At 28.9% G+C, this 15,125-nt stretch carries 20 protein-coding genes and 1 riboswitch; of the genes, 6 read left to right on the top strand and 14 right to left on the bottom strand.

What is annotated here, in order from left to right:
- Positions 1-58: 58 nt before the first annotated feature.
- Positions 59-625, bottom strand: coding sequence for an SRPBCC family protein (locus tag DT059_RS05105; protein WP_145597330.1), 567 nt, complete (start codon positions 623-625; stop codon positions 59-61).
- 21 nt (positions 626-646) lie between these two features.
- Between DT059_RS05105 and DT059_RS05100 the strand changes: the two genes are divergently transcribed.
- Entirely contained in the window at positions 647-892 is a 246-nt protein-coding gene (locus DT059_RS05100; protein ID WP_072091233.1) for a DUF1244 domain-containing protein, read from the top strand.
- On the opposite strand, the gene DT059_RS05095 is transcribed toward DT059_RS05100, so the two are convergent.
- Positions 893-1,393, bottom strand: coding sequence for a molybdenum cofactor synthesis domain-containing protein (locus DT059_RS05095; protein WP_145597328.1), 501 nt, complete (start codon positions 1,391-1,393; stop codon positions 893-895).
- Between the two features lie 9 nt (positions 1,394-1,402).
- Between DT059_RS05095 and DT059_RS05090 the strand changes: the two genes are divergently transcribed.
- From DT059_RS05090 to DT059_RS05080, 3 genes are all read left to right on the top strand, one after another.
- Complete coding sequence (locus DT059_RS05090; protein WP_145597327.1) at positions 1,403-2,149, top strand: sulfite exporter TauE/SafE family protein; 747 nt, start codon at positions 1,403-1,405, stop codon at positions 2,147-2,149.
- A 37-nt stretch (positions 2,150-2,186) separates the two neighbouring features.
- A complete protein-coding gene (locus tag DT059_RS05085; RefSeq protein ID WP_145597326.1) occupies positions 2,187-2,777 on the top strand; it encodes a putative 2OG-Fe(II) oxygenase in 591 nt (196 codons plus the stop codon).
- Between the two features lie 92 nt (positions 2,778-2,869).
- A riboswitch (SAM riboswitch) is annotated at positions 2,870-2,933 on the top strand.
- A 7-nt stretch (positions 2,934-2,940) separates the two neighbouring features.
- The gene (locus tag DT059_RS05080; protein ID WP_145597324.1) at positions 2,941-3,843 is read left to right on the top strand and encodes a homocysteine S-methyltransferase family protein; all 903 of its coding nucleotides are present in this window, start codon (positions 2,941-2,943) and stop codon (positions 3,841-3,843) included.
- Here the strand turns inward: DT059_RS05080 and DT059_RS05075 are convergent.
- The gene (locus tag DT059_RS05075) at positions 3,836-4,723 is read right to left on the bottom strand and encodes a DMT family transporter (RefSeq protein ID WP_145597323.1); all 888 of its coding nucleotides are present in this window, start codon (positions 4,721-4,723) and stop codon (positions 3,836-3,838) included. The genes DT059_RS05080 and DT059_RS05075 overlap by 8 nt on opposite strands.
- Positions 4,720-5,202 (bottom strand): YbaK/EbsC family protein, encoded by a 483-nt coding sequence (locus DT059_RS05070; RefSeq protein ID WP_145597321.1) that lies wholly within the window; start codon positions 5,200-5,202, stop codon positions 4,720-4,722. The genes DT059_RS05075 and DT059_RS05070 overlap by 4 nt, the downstream gene beginning before the upstream one ends.
- 137 nt (positions 5,203-5,339) lie before the next feature.
- On the opposite strand from DT059_RS05070, the gene glnA reads away from it, so the two are divergent.
- A complete protein-coding gene (gene glnA, locus DT059_RS05065) occupies positions 5,340-6,746 on the top strand; it encodes a type I glutamate--ammonia ligase (RefSeq protein ID WP_075504906.1) in 1,407 nt (468 codons plus the stop codon).
- A 9-nt stretch (positions 6,747-6,755) separates the two neighbouring features.
- Here the strand turns inward: glnA and DT059_RS07300 are convergent, their stop codons facing one another.
- The 9 genes from DT059_RS07300 to DT059_RS05025 all read right to left on the bottom strand — a co-directional run bounded on the left by DT059_RS07300 (position 6,756) and on the right by DT059_RS05025 (position 13,150).
- Entirely contained in the window at positions 6,756-6,926 is a 171-nt protein-coding gene (locus tag DT059_RS07300; RefSeq protein WP_023855029.1) for a hypothetical protein, read from the bottom strand.
- Positions 6,927-6,992: 66 nt separating this feature from the next.
- Positions 6,993-7,328: a HesB/IscA family protein gene (locus DT059_RS05060; RefSeq protein WP_145597319.1), complete on the bottom strand. Its 336-nt coding sequence runs from the start codon at positions 7,326-7,328 to the stop codon at positions 6,993-6,995.
- A complete protein-coding gene (locus DT059_RS05055) occupies positions 7,328-7,627 on the bottom strand; it encodes an SUF system Fe-S cluster assembly protein (RefSeq protein WP_145597317.1) in 300 nt (99 codons plus the stop codon). The genes DT059_RS05060 and DT059_RS05055 overlap by 1 nt, the downstream gene beginning before the upstream one ends.
- A 2-nt stretch (positions 7,628-7,629) precedes the next feature.
- The gene (sufU, locus tag DT059_RS05050) at positions 7,630-8,094 is read right to left on the bottom strand and encodes a Fe-S cluster assembly sulfur transfer protein SufU (RefSeq protein ID WP_075504904.1); all 465 of its coding nucleotides are present in this window, start codon (positions 8,092-8,094) and stop codon (positions 7,630-7,632) included.
- Positions 8,094-9,311 (bottom strand): aminotransferase class V-fold PLP-dependent enzyme, encoded by a 1,218-nt coding sequence (locus DT059_RS05045; protein ID WP_145597315.1) that lies wholly within the window; start codon positions 9,309-9,311, stop codon positions 8,094-8,096. Before DT059_RS05045 ends, sufU begins: the two co-directional genes overlap by 1 nt.
- On the bottom strand, positions 9,308-10,546 hold the full coding sequence (gene sufD, locus DT059_RS05040) for a Fe-S cluster assembly protein SufD (protein WP_145597313.1): 1,239 nt from the start codon (positions 10,544-10,546) through the stop codon (positions 9,308-9,310). The genes DT059_RS05045 and sufD overlap by 4 nt, the downstream gene beginning before the upstream one ends.
- Positions 10,546-11,280, bottom strand: coding sequence for a Fe-S cluster assembly ATPase SufC (sufC, locus tag DT059_RS05035; RefSeq protein ID WP_145597311.1), 735 nt, complete (start codon positions 11,278-11,280; stop codon positions 10,546-10,548). The genes sufD and sufC overlap by 1 nt, the downstream gene beginning before the upstream one ends.
- Positions 11,281-12,723 carry a Fe-S cluster assembly protein SufB gene (gene sufB, locus DT059_RS05030; protein WP_145597306.1) on the bottom strand — a complete coding sequence of 481 codons (1,443 nt, stop codon included), beginning with the start codon at positions 12,721-12,723 and terminating at the stop codon, positions 11,281-11,283.
- Between the two features lies 1 nt (position 12,724).
- Positions 12,725-13,150 (bottom strand): Rrf2 family transcriptional regulator, encoded by a 426-nt coding sequence (locus DT059_RS05025; RefSeq protein ID WP_145597304.1) that lies wholly within the window; start codon positions 13,148-13,150, stop codon positions 12,725-12,727.
- A gap of 149 nt (positions 13,151-13,299) precedes the next feature.
- On the opposite strand from DT059_RS05025, the gene DT059_RS05020 reads away from it, so the two are divergent.
- Positions 13,300-13,944 carry an alpha/beta hydrolase gene (locus tag DT059_RS05020; protein ID WP_445082358.1) on the top strand — a complete coding sequence of 215 codons (645 nt, stop codon included), beginning with the start codon at positions 13,300-13,302 and terminating at the stop codon, positions 13,942-13,944.
- Here DT059_RS05020 and DT059_RS05015 read toward each other — a convergent pair.
- Complete coding sequence (locus tag DT059_RS05015) at positions 13,941-15,083, bottom strand: anhydro-N-acetylmuramic acid kinase (RefSeq protein WP_145597299.1); 1,143 nt, start codon at positions 15,081-15,083, stop codon at positions 13,941-13,943. The two genes, DT059_RS05020 and DT059_RS05015, sit on opposite strands and share 4 nt — an antisense overlap.
- Positions 15,084-15,125 lie beyond the last annotated feature (42 nt).

Genomic DNA, 15,125 nt, shown 5'->3' with positions numbered 1-15,125 from the left:
TAATCATTTTGAGAATATGAAGGCAAGCATCAAATTGAACACTACTTAGACTAGAATTTTATTTTAAAAACATCCAATAAATTAAGAAGATTCCAAGAACTACTGCGGCAGTTAAATAACCATAATCAATTTTTTTTTCAGGGGTTTTTAGATCAGCTATTGATGAGTTTTCTTTTTCTTCAACTTTTTCAGAAGAAATTAATTCCGAAAATTTACCAAAAAAAATATCTGCCATCTTTTTTGCTGTCATATCAATAAGTCTTGAACCTACTTGTGCAATTTTACCACCTACTTGTGCTTCAACAGAATAAATTAAATTTGTTCCTTTGTCTGTATCTTCAAGTTTAACTTTAGCTTCTCCTGAAGCAAAACCAACCAAAGAATTTCCAGATCCTGAAATCTTGTAGCTGTTAGGAGGATTTAAATCTTTCAATTCTATATCACCAGAAAATGTAGCATTAAAAGGTCCGATTTTATTTGTGGCTTTTGCAGAAAATTCTGTATCAGATTTTTTATTAAATTCTTCACATCCAGGAATAGCTTGTTTTAATATTTCTGGATCATTTAAAGCATCCCAAACTTTTTGTTTTTCTAAATTAATTTTATAAGATCCTGTTAATTTCATAAATTAAACATATAATAAATTATGGACGAAAATACAAAAAAAGAATTACAGTCTGCAGCATTTGAAAGACTTATATCTCACCTTAGAGAAAGAAAAGATGTGCAAAATATAGATCTAATGAATCTTGCAGGTTTTTGCAGAAACTGTCTTTCCAAGTGGTACAGAGAAGAGGCTGGAAAAAAGGGGATTGAAATTTCTGATCCTGATGCAAGAGAGCATGTATACGGAATGCCTTACTCTGAATGGAAAGACAAATATCAAAAATAATTATTTTTCCTTAAGTCTAGGAAATAATTCAACAAAATTACAAGGTTTGTGATTGATATCTAGCTGATGTTTTAATATTCCTTCCCATGCATCAGTAACACCTCCAGAAGATCCAGGTAATGCAAATATATATTTACCATTGGATAAAACTGCGCAAGCTCTAGATTGTATAGACGATGTTCCAACTGTTTTAAGACTTATTGTTCTAAAAACCTCTCCAAAACCAGGTATATGTTTATCTGCAATTTCGTCAATCGCTTCAGGGGTTATATCTCTTCCTGTAAGACCAGTTCCTCCCGTAGTTATAATGACATCTATATCTTTTTGATTAGTCCATTCTTTTAGAATTTTTACAATATCTTCTTTATTATCTTTGCAAATTTTTCTATCAATTAATTGATGTTTAGCTTCTTTAATTTTTTCAACTAAGATTGCACCCGATTTATCATTATCAAATGTTCTTGTATCTGTTACAGTTAATAAAGCTATATTTACATCCATAATTTAAAAATGATTATATTATCAATTCTTTTTTTTGTAACTGCATTAATATACTCAAGTGTTGGTTTTGGGGGAGGCTCAACATATCTTGCAATACTTTTAATTTGGGGTGTACCTTACGCAATATTTCCCGTTATAGCCCTTGTATGTAATATTATTGTTGTATCTGGTAATTCTATTAATTTTATAAGATCTAAAAATATAAACTTTAATTTACTTTTTCCTTATTTAATTGGCTCTATTCCTTTTGCATTTATTGGAGGATCAATAACAATTGAAAAAAGTTTATTTGAGATTTTATTATTTTGTGTTTTGTTGGTTGCAGGCATTTTTTTATTAATTGAGAGTAAATCTTTTAATAAAGAGAAAATTAAAATTAACCAAATACCAAGAATAATCTCAATTTCTATTGGATCTATAATTGGCTTTATGTCAGGGTTAGTAGGAATTGGTGGAGGAATTTTTTTAAGCCCCCTTCTATTTTTAATGAAAGCTGGATACCCAAGACATATAACCAGCAGTGCATCTTTATTTATTTTAATCAATTCTATCTTTGGAATAGCTGGACAGCTTACAAAAGATCAGGTTTTAGATCAGGTTACTAACTATTGGCCATTGTTTTTAACGGTGCTTATTGGAGGACAAATTGGTAGCTTATTAAACATTAAATTTTTATCGAACAAAATATTAGCTATACTAACTTCTTTTCTTGTAATTTTTGTCGCAATAAGAATGGGAATTAAACTTATAGCTTAATATTGAATAAATTTGCTTTTAAGATATTTAGAGAATTATGAAAAATATAAAACCCTTTGGTCCATCCATAGGAAAGACAAAAATTTCAAAGAAATTTTTAGATATCTTAAATAAAGAGATTGATAATAGAGTTTTAACAAAAAATAATGATTATAGTTCTAAATTAGCTAGTCAGATTAAAAAAGAAATTAAAATTTCAAATAATTTTATAAAAAAAAATTTAGAAAGAGAAATAAAAAAGAATATCAAAAATTTTCTTAAAAATGAAAAGATTAAAAAAGTTAAAGATATAAAGATATTAAATTTATGGGTAGTTAGTCAATTTAAAGATGAATATAACCCAATCCATTATCATGATGGAGATTTATCTGGTGTTGGTTATTTAAAAGTACCAAAAAATATGACTAAAAATAAATTTTTAAAAAACAAAAAAGATAAGACTAACGGCACAATTGATTTTATTAACGGACAAAGAGGTTTTTTGAGCAGAAGTATTTATAATATTGTGCCAAAAGAAAGAGACTTAATAATTTTTCCAAACTATTTAATGCATACTGCTTATCCATTTAATATTAATGCTGAAAGAAGATCTTTTTCTTTTAATGCTAAAATTATTTTAAATAGATAGTTTACAAATATTTAATTATCATTTAAAAGGGTAATTGCCGATTTGATCCTATTGCGGGCATAAACTGCTAAAATGGAAATCCCAAAATAATCAAATAAGCAAGGTAGTTGAACTGTATTGTGCACCTAGCATTAAGCTAAAGCACTAAAAAAGTGAGGACACAATGAATATTAATTTTTTTAAAGAAACGAGAATATTGGATGGTGGAATGGGTCAAGAGCTTTTGGCTCGAGGTATGAAGCCTAATGGAACTTTATGGAGCGCTAATGCGATACTAAATTCTGAATATCATGAATTGGTAGAGAGTACTCACAAAGATTTTGTAAAAGCTGGGGCAGAAGTAATTGTTACAACAACTTTTACCACAAGAAGAAAAAGACTAAGTGAAAACAACATTGAAGGTAAATTCGAATATCTTAATAAAAAAGCAGGAGAAATTGCTTTAAAAGTAAAAAATGAATATCCAAATATAATGATTGCTGGAGGTTTGCCACCTCAACGTTTAACTTATGAAGAGGATATAAGAAGTGAGGTTGAAATCACTAAAGACTTTAATGAACAGGCTAGATTATTAAATGAATACGTAGATTTTTATTACTTTGATGTTTGGAGCAGCATTAGAGAGTTTAAATGTGGTATTGAGGCAATTAAAGAATTCAAAAAACCTTATTTAATAGGAATTCATATTTCAGAAGGTACAAAGTTACCTAGTGGTGAAAAAATTTCGGATATTAAAAGTATTATTGATGGAAATCTTTTAGGCGTTATGTTGTCTTGTGTTTCACCTGAAAATTATGAGCAAAATCTTGAAGAAATCAAAAAATTAAACGTACCATTTGGATTTAAATTAAATGGATTTATGACCACTAAACCAAAAAACGGATACACAGCTAATTATTTAAAAACTAAGGGAAATCCAAATGAGTTTTTAGGAAAAAGACATGATCTTACACCAGATAAATTTCATGAAATTGCAAAAAAATTTAAAGAAAATGGAGCAACAATTATTGGAGGTTGTTGTGAAACTGGTCCTGCTCACATAAAAGCAATGGCAAAGCTTAAGTAACGTTTTTATAATCTGCTTTTCTTGCTAAATATATTCCAATAAATACAGCAATTAATGCAACAATAATTTTTGAGGTAATTATTTCATTAAGAAATATGTATCCTAAAATAATTCCAAATATTGGAATGATATATGAAACCTGTGAATGAAATATGAGACCATTTGTTTTTAAAATTCTGAATCTCAATAACCATGCTATCCCAGTAGGAAAAATTCCTAAATATATTACAGATATAATAGATTCTGTTGAAGGATTTAACATCCAAGGTTTTTCAAAAATTAAAGTGAATGGAAGAAGTATAATTGTAGACCAAATTAAAATTGAACCCGTAACATTTTCATTTTCTTTGTTGCTTATTTTTAAAGTTATAACTCCTCCGATTACATAACAGGTAGATCCAAGAAGAATCAAAAGTGCAGCAATAAAGTTATTTTCATTAATTAAAAAGTTATCTGAAAACAAAAATACTATTCCTGAAAATCCAATTAATAATCCAATTGTTTTTAAAAGATTAAATTTTTCTCCTTTTAAAAAAAAGTGAGCTAGAACTGTTGAGCTTAATGGTGTCGTAGACATCAAGATAGCTGCTAAGTTGCTTTGAACAAAATTCACTCCATAAGATATTAGTATGAATGGAATAACTAAATTTACCAATCCAATGATTGCAAACCACTTCCAATCCTTTGAAAATGCTTCAATTTTAATATTTTTATAAAAACATAAAATTAAAACTGGTATAGCTCCTAAAAAAGATCTTAAAAAACCTATTGTAATGGGTCCAAATGAGTATGTAGCAATCTTTATATTAAAAAAAGCAGAAGCCCATATTAATGACAACAAAGATAACAATAAATAATCAACTAATTGTGGTTTTCTCATTCTGTTATTTCTTTTATTTCACCAGAAGTTAAAGCAATTAGATTTTCAAAATTTATTTCAAAAACTGCATTAGGATGGCCTGCAGCTGCAAAAATTGAAGAGAATCTACTTAAGGTTTCATCTATAAAAATTTTTATTTTTATTAAATGTCCTGTTGGCGATACTCCACCAATTGTATATCCGGTAATTTTTTTAACATCATCAGGGTTTGCCATTGAAACATCTTTTTCATCTAAAATTTTTTTTAATTTATTTAATGAACATCTTTTGTCTCCAGATACTAAACATAAAACAAAACTGTCCCCTGCTTTGAATAGTAAGCTTTTAACAATAGCTCCGACTTTGCAACCTAAAGCTGTAGCTGCATCTTTTGCTGTTCTTGCGGTTTGTTCTAAAACAATCACTTTTAGATCTGGGCTAAATTGTTTCAATGATTTTTCAGCTCTTAAAACTGGTTCTTTATTTAGTATTGAATTCACAAGTTTAATAAATTTAATATTTTAGTGACTAATTACACTACTTATGTGAAAATTGCATAGGTGTTATTTATTAAATAAGCAATATTTTTAAGCATTTTTTTGCTAATTAGTCCAAACAAAATTACATAGGAGACAAAATGAGTGCAGCAAACGTATTAAAATTTATCAAAGAAAAAGAAGCAGAATTTGTAGATCTAAGATTTACAGATCCAAGAGGAAAACTTCAACACTTAACTATGGATGCTTCTATAGTTGATGAAGATATGTTGAATGAGGGCGTCTTTTTTGATGGTTCATCTATAGCTGGTTGGAAAGCAATTAATGAGTCTGACATGATTTTAAAACCAGATACTGCAAGAATGTTCATGGATCCTTTTACGTCTCATAATACTGTGGTTTTGTTTTGTGACATTCTAGATGCAATTAAAAAAGATCCTTATGAAAGAGATCCAAGAGGTGTTGCTAAAAAAGCTGAAGAATATTTAAAAGCTTCAGGTATAGGTGATAAAGCTTTTTTTGGACCTGAGCCAGAATTTTTTGTTTTTGACGATGTAAGAATTAAAAATGATATGAATGAGTGTGGATTTAAATTAGATAGTAAAGAAGGTCCTTACAATTCAGGTAAAGAATACGAAAATGGAAATATGGGTCATAGACCTCAAATTAAAGGAGGATATTTCCCAGTACCACCAGTTGATAGTGAACAAGACATGCGTGGTGAGTATCTTAAAAATTTGAAAGAAGTTGGTATTAAAGTTGAAAAACATCACCATGAAGTTGCTCCTAGTCAGCACGAACTTGGAATGTATTTTGGAACTTTAGTAAATCAAGCTGATAACGTACAATTATATAAATATGTTGTTCAAATGGTTACACATTCATTTGGAAAAACTGCAACATTTATGCCAAAGCCAGTTGCTGGTGATAATGGTTCAGGGATGCACATCCATCAATCTATTTGGAAAGGTGATACGCCAGTATTTTCAGGTGATGCGTATTCTGGATTAAGTGAAACTGCACTACATTACATTGGCGGAATTCTAAAACATGCTAAAGCAATTAATGCTTTTGCTAACTCTACAACAAACAGTTACAAAAGATTAATTCCTGGTTTTGAAGCTCCAGTTCTTCTTGCGTATTCAGCAAGAAATAGATCTGCCTCTTGTAGAATACCGATCACGTTAAGTAAAAAAGGTGCAAGATGTGAGATTAGATTCCCAGATGCTGCAGGAAACCCGTATTTAACTTTTGCAGCTATGTTAATGGCTGGAATTGATGGAATAAAAAATAAAATTCATCCAGGTGAGTCTTTTGATAAAGATTTATATGAATTACCACCTGAAGAAGTTAAAGCTATCCCAACAGTTTGTGGTTCTTTAAGAGAAGCAATGGAGAGTTTAGATAAAGACAGAGAATTTTTAACTCAAGGTGGTGTCTTTACTGATGATCAAATTGACGCTTATATTGCTCTGAAATTTGAAGAAATTCACAAATTCGAACATGCACCTCATCCTGTAGAGTTTGAGATGTATTACAGTAGCTAATAAACTTAATTACTGTCTAGTTGTAGCAATTGTATCTTTGTTAACACCTTTTTTGACTACGTAATCTTGTGTTCCGTTAGCACCGGTTTCCACTTCTTTACGAAGTTCTTTAAAGAATGTTTTTTCCTTTAAAGAATCTTTTAAGTTTTTAACAAGATTTTTAAACTCAAATTTGTTCATATAGAATCTATATACTAGATATGCATATGATGCAATACAGATATGCAAGGAATGGGATAATACAACTTATGATATTTTGAAGGACTCTCCGCAACCACATCTCTCAGTTTCATTTGGATTGTTAAATACAAATGACGAGGATAATTCTTCTTTTTTATAATCCATTTCAGTGCCAAGAAGATACATAATAGCAGCTGAATCAACGAATACCTTCACACCCTTATCTTCAATAATTTCATCATTAGGATTTAACTCTTTTGTATACTCCATTACATAAGACATCCCTGCACAACCACCTGATTTGACTGATACTCTGACACCAATAGAATCTTTTTCAGCATTAGCCATTATTTCTTTTATTCTTAATGCTGCGTTATCACTTAATTTAATTATCGGGTTCATTATAGATTCAATTCCAATTTTGCTGCTTCTGACATCATATCTTTGTTCCACGGTGGATCCCAAACTAACTCAAGATCAACATCCTCTATACCTTCAACTTGCATTGCACCATCTTTTACTTCTTTAGGTAAACTTTCTGCTACTGGACAATTTGGTGTAGTCAAAGTCATTTTAATTTTAGCAAACTTATCCTCCTCTACTTTAATATCATAAATTAATCCCAATTCGTATATATTTACAGGTAGCTCTGGATCATAAATTTTTCTTATCTCTTCTATAATCTGTTCTTTTTTAGACATATTTAATTCTCGGTTTTTACCTCTTCTTTATTTTCATCAAAAGCAGAAACTAAAGTATGCCATGATAGTGTTGCGCACTTAACTCTCATTGGATACTGTTTTACTCCAGATAAACTCATCAGCTTAGTCTTTTCATCTTCATCTAAATTTTCTGACTCTAATTCTGGATTTTCTTTAATCATGCCTAGGAAGTCTTCTACTATTTCTTTGGCCTCATGTTCGTTTTTACCTTTGATTAAATCTGTCATTATAGAAGCTGATGCCATTGAAATTGCACATCCACTACCTTCAAAGGAAATATCCTCTACAATTCTTTGTCCGTTTAATTTTAAATAAACATGAACATTGTCTCCACACAAAGGATTATTTCCTTTAGCATCTTTGTTAAAATCTTCAGTCTTACGAAGATTTCTTGGATTTTTTCCATGCTCCAATATTATTTCTTGATATAATTCTTTTAAATTCATTATAAATTAAATATTTTTTTACATTTATTAATCGACTCATTTAGCTGATCTAAATCATCTTTTGTATTATAAACTCCAATTGATGCTCTCGCGCTCGCAGGAATATTTAATTTGTCATGTAAAATTTGACAACAATGATGGCCTGCTCTTATTGCTACACCATCCTCATCTAATATTGTTGCTATATCATGAGGATGTACTCCTTCTAAAATAAAAGATAACACTCCTCCTTTAATTTTTGGATTACCAATCAGTTTAACTGAATTATTCTTTTTTAATAATTCTTGCCCATACTCAACTAATTCTGCTTCATGTTTCATAACATTTTCAATTCCAATACTTTCTAAAAACTTAATTGATTGATCAAAAGCAATTACTTGCGCAGTAGCCATGGTGCCAGCCTCATATTTATTTGGTAAATCACCATAGGAAATTCTATCTTTTTTAACTTCACTTATCATTCCACCACCACCCTGGTATGGAGGCAATTCCTCTAACCACTTTTTCTTACCATAAAGAACTCCTAAACCTGTAGGCCCATACATTTTGTGACAAGAAATTGCATAAAAATCACAATCTAAATCTTGCATATCTAATTTTAAGTGTGGCGCTCCTTGGCATCCATCAACAACGACTATTATTCCTTTAGAATGTGCAAGATCAGTAATTTCTTTAACAGGTAAAATTGCACCTGTAACATTTGATAAGTGAGTAATAGATATAATTTTAGTTTTTGGTGTAATTTTTTTCTCTATTTCTTCTAACGTAATTTCACCCTCTTCATTTATTTCAGCAAAATTTATTTTTATATTTTTAGATTTTCTTAAAAAATGCCATGGAACATAATTTGAATGATGCTCTAATTCAGTGATTAAAACCTCATCTTCCTCTTGTAAATAGTTTTGTCCTAAAGTATTTGCAACAAGATTTAATGCTTCTGTAGCACCTTTGGTAAAAACAATTTCATTTTTATCTTTAGCATTTATGTATTTTTGAACTGAGGTTCTAGTATTTTCATATAAATTAGTTGCTGCCACAGCAAGATAATGAACACTTCTTCCAACATTAGAAAATTGTTTCGTATAAAATTCATTAATTCTATCAATTACTACCTTAGGCTTTTGTGAAGAATTAGCACTATCTAAGTAAACTAAATCATTATTTTGAATTTTCTCATCGAAAATTGGAAACTCTTTTTTAACTAAATCTATGTTCATACTTCTATACCTGTAATTTTTTTTACGAAATTTTTAATATTTTCATTTGTAATTTTCTCAATAACTTCATTTAAAAAACCATTTGTTAATAATTTTTTTGAATCTGAATAACTAAGTCCCCGGGACATTAAATAAAATATTGAATTTTCATCTATATTTCCTGATGTAGAGCCATGAGAACATTTAACGTCATCTGCATAAATTTCTAATTCAGGTTTTGCATTAAACTCTACATTTTCATTTAGTAAAATAGCTCTACTTAATTGGTAACCGTCAGTTTTTTGAGCTTTTGGATCAACAAATATTTTGCCCTGATAAACTCCTTTTGAATCATCGCTCAATACACTTTTGATTAATTGATAGCTCTTACAATTCTCTTCATTGTGGTTAATAACTGTTTTGATCTCGTGATGTTGGTCATTCTTCAAATTGATAATTCCATTTAATGAAATTGATCCATACTCACTATTTAATGAACAATTGATATCATGTTTTAAGAATTTAGAACCAGCTGATAAAATGAAATATTCTAAATGACTATTTTTACTAAGATTAATTTCTTTATGCATATATTTAATACTGTCTGTTTGGTTTATATCTAAACTGTAATTTTTTAGTATTGAATTTTGACCAATATTAATTTTTTGTCTAAAGTTAAGAAAATTTTTATTTGATGATTTGTTAGAAACATTAACTATATCTAACGCAACATCATTTTCTAAATCTAAATCCAGTCTAGTGTTTATTCCTGATGAGTTTAACCCCTCTGTTAAATAATTATACAATACCAATGGTTTTTTAAATTGATATCCGGCTTTAATAGTTACTTTAATGCAATTTGAAACAAATGCAGAGTTTAAGTTTAGTAAAGCGTTTTGATTTACCTCTTCATTAAGATCAGCATTTTTTTCAATTTCAATCTTTTCAAGATTTTCGTATTTAAAGTCAATGTTAGACAAAACACCATTAACAAAAATTAGTTTATTTGCTTCTAAGTCCTCAATTATCTCACCTTTTTTTAATTCAGTATTATTCTCATTTAAAAAATTTAAATCTTCAAAATTATTTGAAATTATCTGCTTTAAGTCAGAAAATTTCCAATCCTCAAGTCTTTTGTTTGGAAATCCTTTTTTTAAAAAATTGTCGATATTTTTTTCCTTAATTTCTTTTTGAGCATTAGTAAAATCCAATTTACTAATTATTTTTTTAAAGTTTGATTTAATTTGATTTTCCATTAATTAAAATTCTCGTAACCTACTTTTTCTAGTTCTTTAGCTAATTCAAAGTTTCCTGATTTAATAATTTGTCCATTTTTTAAAACGTGTACAAAGTCTGGTTTGATATAATCTAATAATCTTTGGTAGTGAGTAATTATTAAGAAAGAATTATCTTTGTTTCTTAATGAATTTACTCCTTCAGAAACTATTCTTAACGCATCAATATCAAGACCTGAATCTGTTTCGTCTAAAATTGATAATTTAGGATTTAAAATTGACATTTGGAGTATTTCATTTTTCTTTTTTTCACCGCCTGAGAAGCCAACATTTAATTGTCTATTCAAAATTGCTTGATCAAACTTTAATTCTGAAGATTTTTGTTTGATTAATTTTAAAAATTCAATTGCATCCAATTCTTTTTCTCCTCTAGCCTTTTTGATTGCATTAATTGAAGTTTTTAAAAATGTATTTGTATTAACCCCAGGTATTTCTAATGGATATTGAAATGCTAAAAATATTCCTTTATGTGCTCTTTCTTCAGTTTCTAGCTCTAAAAGATTTTCTCCCTCAAATTTTATATTTCCATTTACTTCATAACCTTTTTTTCCTGATAAAATGTTTGATAAAGTACTTTTTCCTGACCCATTAGGACCCATAATTGCATGTACTTCCCCTGGTTTAATATTCAAATTTAAACCTTTTAAAATTTCTTTTTCATCTATTTTTGCCTTTAAATTTTCTATAGATAACATTTAACCGACACTCCCCTCTAGACTAATGCCCACTAATTTTTGGGCTTCAACGGCAAACTCCATTGGTAACTGTTGCAAGACTTCTTTACAGAAACCATTAACAATTAAACTTACTGCCTCTTCTTGATTTAATCCTCTTTGATTGCAATAATATAGCTGTTCATCACTTATTTTTGATGTAGTTGCTTCATGCTCTATGTTTGATTTAAGGTTTTTATTTTTTATATAAGGTATTGTGTGAGCTCCACATTTATTTCCCATTAATAAGGAGTCACATTGAGTAAAATTCCTTGAATTATCTGCTTTTGATGAGATATCTACAAGACCTCTATACATCATATCAGATTGTCCAGCCGAAATTCCTTTAGAAATAATTTTGCTTTTTGTGTTTTTTCCAAGGTGGATCATTTTAGTTCCGGTGTCAGCCTTTTGATGATTATTTGTTATTGCTATTGAATAAAACTCACCAACTGAATTATCACCTTTTAAAATGCAGCTTGGATACTTCCATGTTATTGCTGATCCTGTTTCAACTTGTGTCCATGAAATTTTAGAATTTTTACCTTTACATAAACCTCTTTTGGTTACAAAATTATAAATTCCTCCCTTACCGTCTTTATCGCCTGGATACCAGTTTTGAACTGTTGAATATTTTATTTCTGCATCATCGAGTGCAATTAATTCAACGTTTGCAGCATGTAATTGATTTTCATCTCTCATTGGAGCTGTGCAACCTTCTAAATAACTGACATAACTTCCTTTGTCTGCAATAATTAAAGTTCTTTCAAATTGTCCTGTTTCAGATGCATTTATTCTAAAATAAGTTGAAAGTTCCATTGGGCATTTAACGCCCTCAGGAATATATACAAATGACCCATCTGTAAAAACTGCAGAATTTAAAGTTGCAAAAAAATGATCAGTTGTTGGAATAACAGTTCCTAAATATTTTTTTACTAATTCTGGGTGTTTTTGAATTGCTTCTGACATTGAGCAGAAAATAATTCCTTGTTTTGTTAATTCTTCTTTAAATGTTGTGGCTACAGAAACAGAGTCAAATACAGCATCCACTGCTATACCATTTAATCTTGCTTGTTCTTGTAGAGGTATGCCTAATTTTTTATATGTTTCTAAAAGTTTAGGATCTAGCTCATCTAAACTTTTTGGCTTATCCTTCATACTTTTTGGTGCTGAATAATAATAAAGGTCTTGATAATCAATTTTTGGATATTTTGGTTTTTGCCAATTTGGTTCTTTTAATTGTTTAAAACGTTCAAAAGCTTTTAATCTAAAATTTAACATCCATTCAGGTTCTTTTTTTATTTTAGAAATAAATTTTATTACTTCTTCACTCAAACCTTTTGGTGCTCGAATATTTTCAATGTCGGTAGAAAAACCGTATTTATAGTCTTTTAAATTTTCTATTTCTTTTTGTCTGCTATCCATTTTAAACTCTTGTTTCTTTATTATTTTTTATTAGGTCTTCTAAACTTTTGTTCTCAAAAAATGTGTTTATATGTGTCTCCAATTCATCCCAAAGATTATGAGTTATACATTTTGTAGCTTTACCGTTGCATCCTCTTTTTGATTCTTTTTTACATTGAACAGTTTTTACTTTCTCATCTACAGCATGGAAAATATTTGTTAATTTAATATCGTTTGGGTTTTTATTAAGAACATATCCTCCCTGAGTTCCTCTAATACTTTTTACAATTTCATTTTTTTTTAATTTAGAAAAAATCTGTTCTAGGTAATCTAAAGATATACCTTGTCTTAATGATATATCTCTTAGCGATACTGGATTGATACTATCAAACCTAGCTAAATCAACTAATGCCATTACAGCATATCTACCTTTTGATGTAAGTTTCATTTTTTACCCTTAATTTGTGGGTTTTTATACATACTTGACTAAAATGGTCAAGTTTAGAGTATAAAAAAAAACTAACATATTGTCGCTGACTTGTGATAAACGTACATTTTTTTTGAGAATAATAATCAATATCGCATATGGATAATAAGATTTTAGAAATATTTATACCTGGTCCAGCAGGAAGACTTGAGGCTAAATATTATAAAAGTAAAAAAAATACATCTCCAATTGCTTTAGTATTACAGCCTCATCCCCAATATGGAGGAACTATGAATAATAAAGTAGTAGTAGACACTTTTTATGCATTTATGGATAACGATTTTTCTGTTTGCAGAGTAAATTTCAGAGGTGTTGGTAAAAGCGATGGAGAATTTGATAATGGTCAAGGCGAACTCGCCGATGCAGCAGCAGCTTTAGATTGGTTGGAAAGAGAAAATTTTGACAATTCACAATGTTGGGTTTCGGGATTTTCATTTGGATCTTTGATTGCAATGCAATTATTAATGAGAAGACCAGAAATAAACAGATTTATAGCTATTTCACCTCAACCAAATGTTTATGATTTTTCTTTTTTATCTCCATGTCCAACTTCAGGCTTGGTTGTTTATGGTAAAAAAGATGAATTGGTACCAGTAGAATACATTACAGAATTAGATAAAAGATTAAGTGCTCAAAAAGGAATTAAAGTAGAATTTAATGCAATATCAGAGGCTAATCATTTCTTTTCAAAAACAAGTGATGCTTTAGTTAAGCATCTTGATAAGTATATAAAAAAAGAAACAGCACTTTATTAAAAATTTTCTACCAATTTTCCACCTACTGTAAATTCTTTACATCCAGTTGTTGTGCTAAAAGAAATTGGTAAATTTAAAAAAGATCTTATAGCCAAAAATCCGAATGCCTGTGATTCAATGTAATCACCATTTAAATTATAATTGTCTATAATTTCCAAAGTAATATTATTTTCATTTGATATGTAATTTTTTATACGATTAATTAAATTACTATTTTTTCTTCCACCACCGCAGAGTAAAAATTTAATACTGTTTTTTTGGCTAATATATTTTAATCCTTCTGCAATCAAATATGCTGTAAAATCTGTTATAGTAGCACAACCATCTTCTAAAGATAACCCTCTTGCAAATGACACATCAAAATCTTTAATATCCAATGACTGGGAGTAAGAATTTATTTTAAAATTATCTATTGCCTGATTTAGAATTAATTGATCAACCTTACCTGCATTAGCTAGTTCACCATTTTTATCAAATTTTTTATTAGAATTATTTCTTATCCATTCATCAATTAAACAATTACCAGGGCCTATATCAAAAGCAGAAAGGTTATTTTGAAAATTATTAGAGTCATTAATAACTTTTGTAACATTTGCGATACCACCAATATTCAAGAAACCTATTGGAAAATTAATATTAAAATTTTGATTAAATTTTTTTGATAAAATATGATGAAAAATTGGTGTTAAAGGTGCACCTTGGCCATTATTTTGAATATCCGCTTGTCTAAAATCATATATGACTTTTTTTTTGATCATTTGAGATAACAATTTTCCATCTCCTAATTGATTGGTAATTTTCTCATTTGGGTTATGAAAAATTGTTTGGCCATGAAAACCTATCAAATCAATAGGGTCTCTATATTTTTTTAATGATTGATTAACTGCATCGGCATGAAAAAGAGTTAAATTACGCTCTAATTCTCCTAATTTTTCTAAATTTTGTAAAAGATCTTTCTTTGTTAAAACTAAATCTCTTAATCGAACTAACTTATCCTGAAGATTTTTATCATACTCATAATAATCATCTAAAATATTTGAAAATTCATCGCATCCATCTGAACTAATTATAGATAAATCAATACCATCCATAGAAGTTCCGCTCATTAGTCCAATTGCAGTATATAATTTTTTTTTCATTGATATGTTTTTTAAAAAAAATTTGTATATTGTAACTATAAA

Origin of the sequence: Candidatus Pelagibacter sp. FZCC0015 (assembly GCF_007833635.1) — a bacterium.
Lineage (GTDB): Bacteria > Pseudomonadota > Alphaproteobacteria > Pelagibacterales > Pelagibacteraceae > Pelagibacter.
Note: the sequence above shows the minus strand (reverse complement) of the source record. Positions and strands in the feature narration are given on the sequence as shown.

What these genes read in the sequence shown, in the direction of transcription:
- DT059_RS05105 (WP_145597330.1), bottom strand. Translation starts at nt 625, where the DNA reads ATGAAATTAACAGGATCTTATAAAATTAATTTAGAAAAACAAAAAGTT.
- DT059_RS05100 (WP_072091233.1), top strand. Translation starts at nt 647, where the DNA reads ATGGACGAAAATACAAAAAAAGAATTACAGTCTGCAGCATTTGAAAGA.
- DT059_RS05095 (WP_145597328.1), bottom strand. Translation starts at nt 1,393, where the DNA reads ATGGATGTAAATATAGCTTTATTAACTGTAACAGATACAAGAACATTT.
- DT059_RS05090 (WP_145597327.1), top strand. Translation starts at nt 1,403, where the DNA reads ATGATTATATTATCAATTCTTTTTTTTGTAACTGCATTAATATACTCA.
- DT059_RS05085 (WP_145597326.1), top strand. Translation starts at nt 2,187, where the DNA reads ATGAAAAATATAAAACCCTTTGGTCCATCCATAGGAAAGACAAAAATT.
- DT059_RS05080 (WP_145597324.1), top strand. Translation starts at nt 2,941, where the DNA reads ATGAATATTAATTTTTTTAAAGAAACGAGAATATTGGATGGTGGAATG.
- DT059_RS05075 (WP_145597323.1), bottom strand. Translation starts at nt 4,723, where the DNA reads ATGAGAAAACCACAATTAGTTGATTATTTATTGTTATCTTTGTTGTCA.
- glnA (WP_075504906.1), top strand. Translation starts at nt 5,340, where the DNA reads ATGAGTGCAGCAAACGTATTAAAATTTATCAAAGAAAAAGAAGCAGAA.
- DT059_RS07300 (WP_023855029.1), bottom strand. Translation starts at nt 6,926, where the DNA reads ATGAACAAATTTGAGTTTAAAAATCTTGTTAAAAACTTAAAAGATTCT.
- DT059_RS05060 (WP_145597319.1), bottom strand. Translation starts at nt 7,328, where the DNA reads ATGAACCCGATAATTAAATTAAGTGATAACGCAGCATTAAGAATAAAA.
- DT059_RS05055 (WP_145597317.1), bottom strand. Translation starts at nt 7,627, where the DNA reads ATGTCTAAAAAAGAACAGATTATAGAAGAGATAAGAAAAATTTATGAT.
- sufU (WP_075504904.1), bottom strand. Translation starts at nt 8,094, where the DNA reads ATGAATTTAAAAGAATTATATCAAGAAATAATATTGGAGCATGGAAAA.
- DT059_RS05045 (WP_145597315.1), bottom strand. Translation starts at nt 9,311, where the DNA reads ATGAACATAGATTTAGTTAAAAAAGAGTTTCCAATTTTCGATGAGAAA.
- sufD (WP_145597313.1), bottom strand. Translation starts at nt 10,546, where the DNA reads ATGGAAAATCAAATTAAATCAAACTTTAAAAAAATAATTAGTAAATTG.
- sufC (WP_145597311.1), bottom strand. Translation starts at nt 11,280, where the DNA reads ATGTTATCTATAGAAAATTTAAAGGCAAAAATAGATGAAAAAGAAATT.
- sufB (WP_145597306.1), bottom strand. Translation starts at nt 12,723, where the DNA reads ATGGATAGCAGACAAAAAGAAATAGAAAATTTAAAAGACTATAAATAC.
- DT059_RS05025 (WP_145597304.1), bottom strand. Translation starts at nt 13,150, where the DNA reads ATGAAACTTACATCAAAAGGTAGATATGCTGTAATGGCATTAGTTGAT.
- DT059_RS05015 (WP_145597299.1), bottom strand. Translation starts at nt 15,083, where the DNA reads ATGAAAAAAAAATTATATACTGCAATTGGACTAATGAGCGGAACTTCT.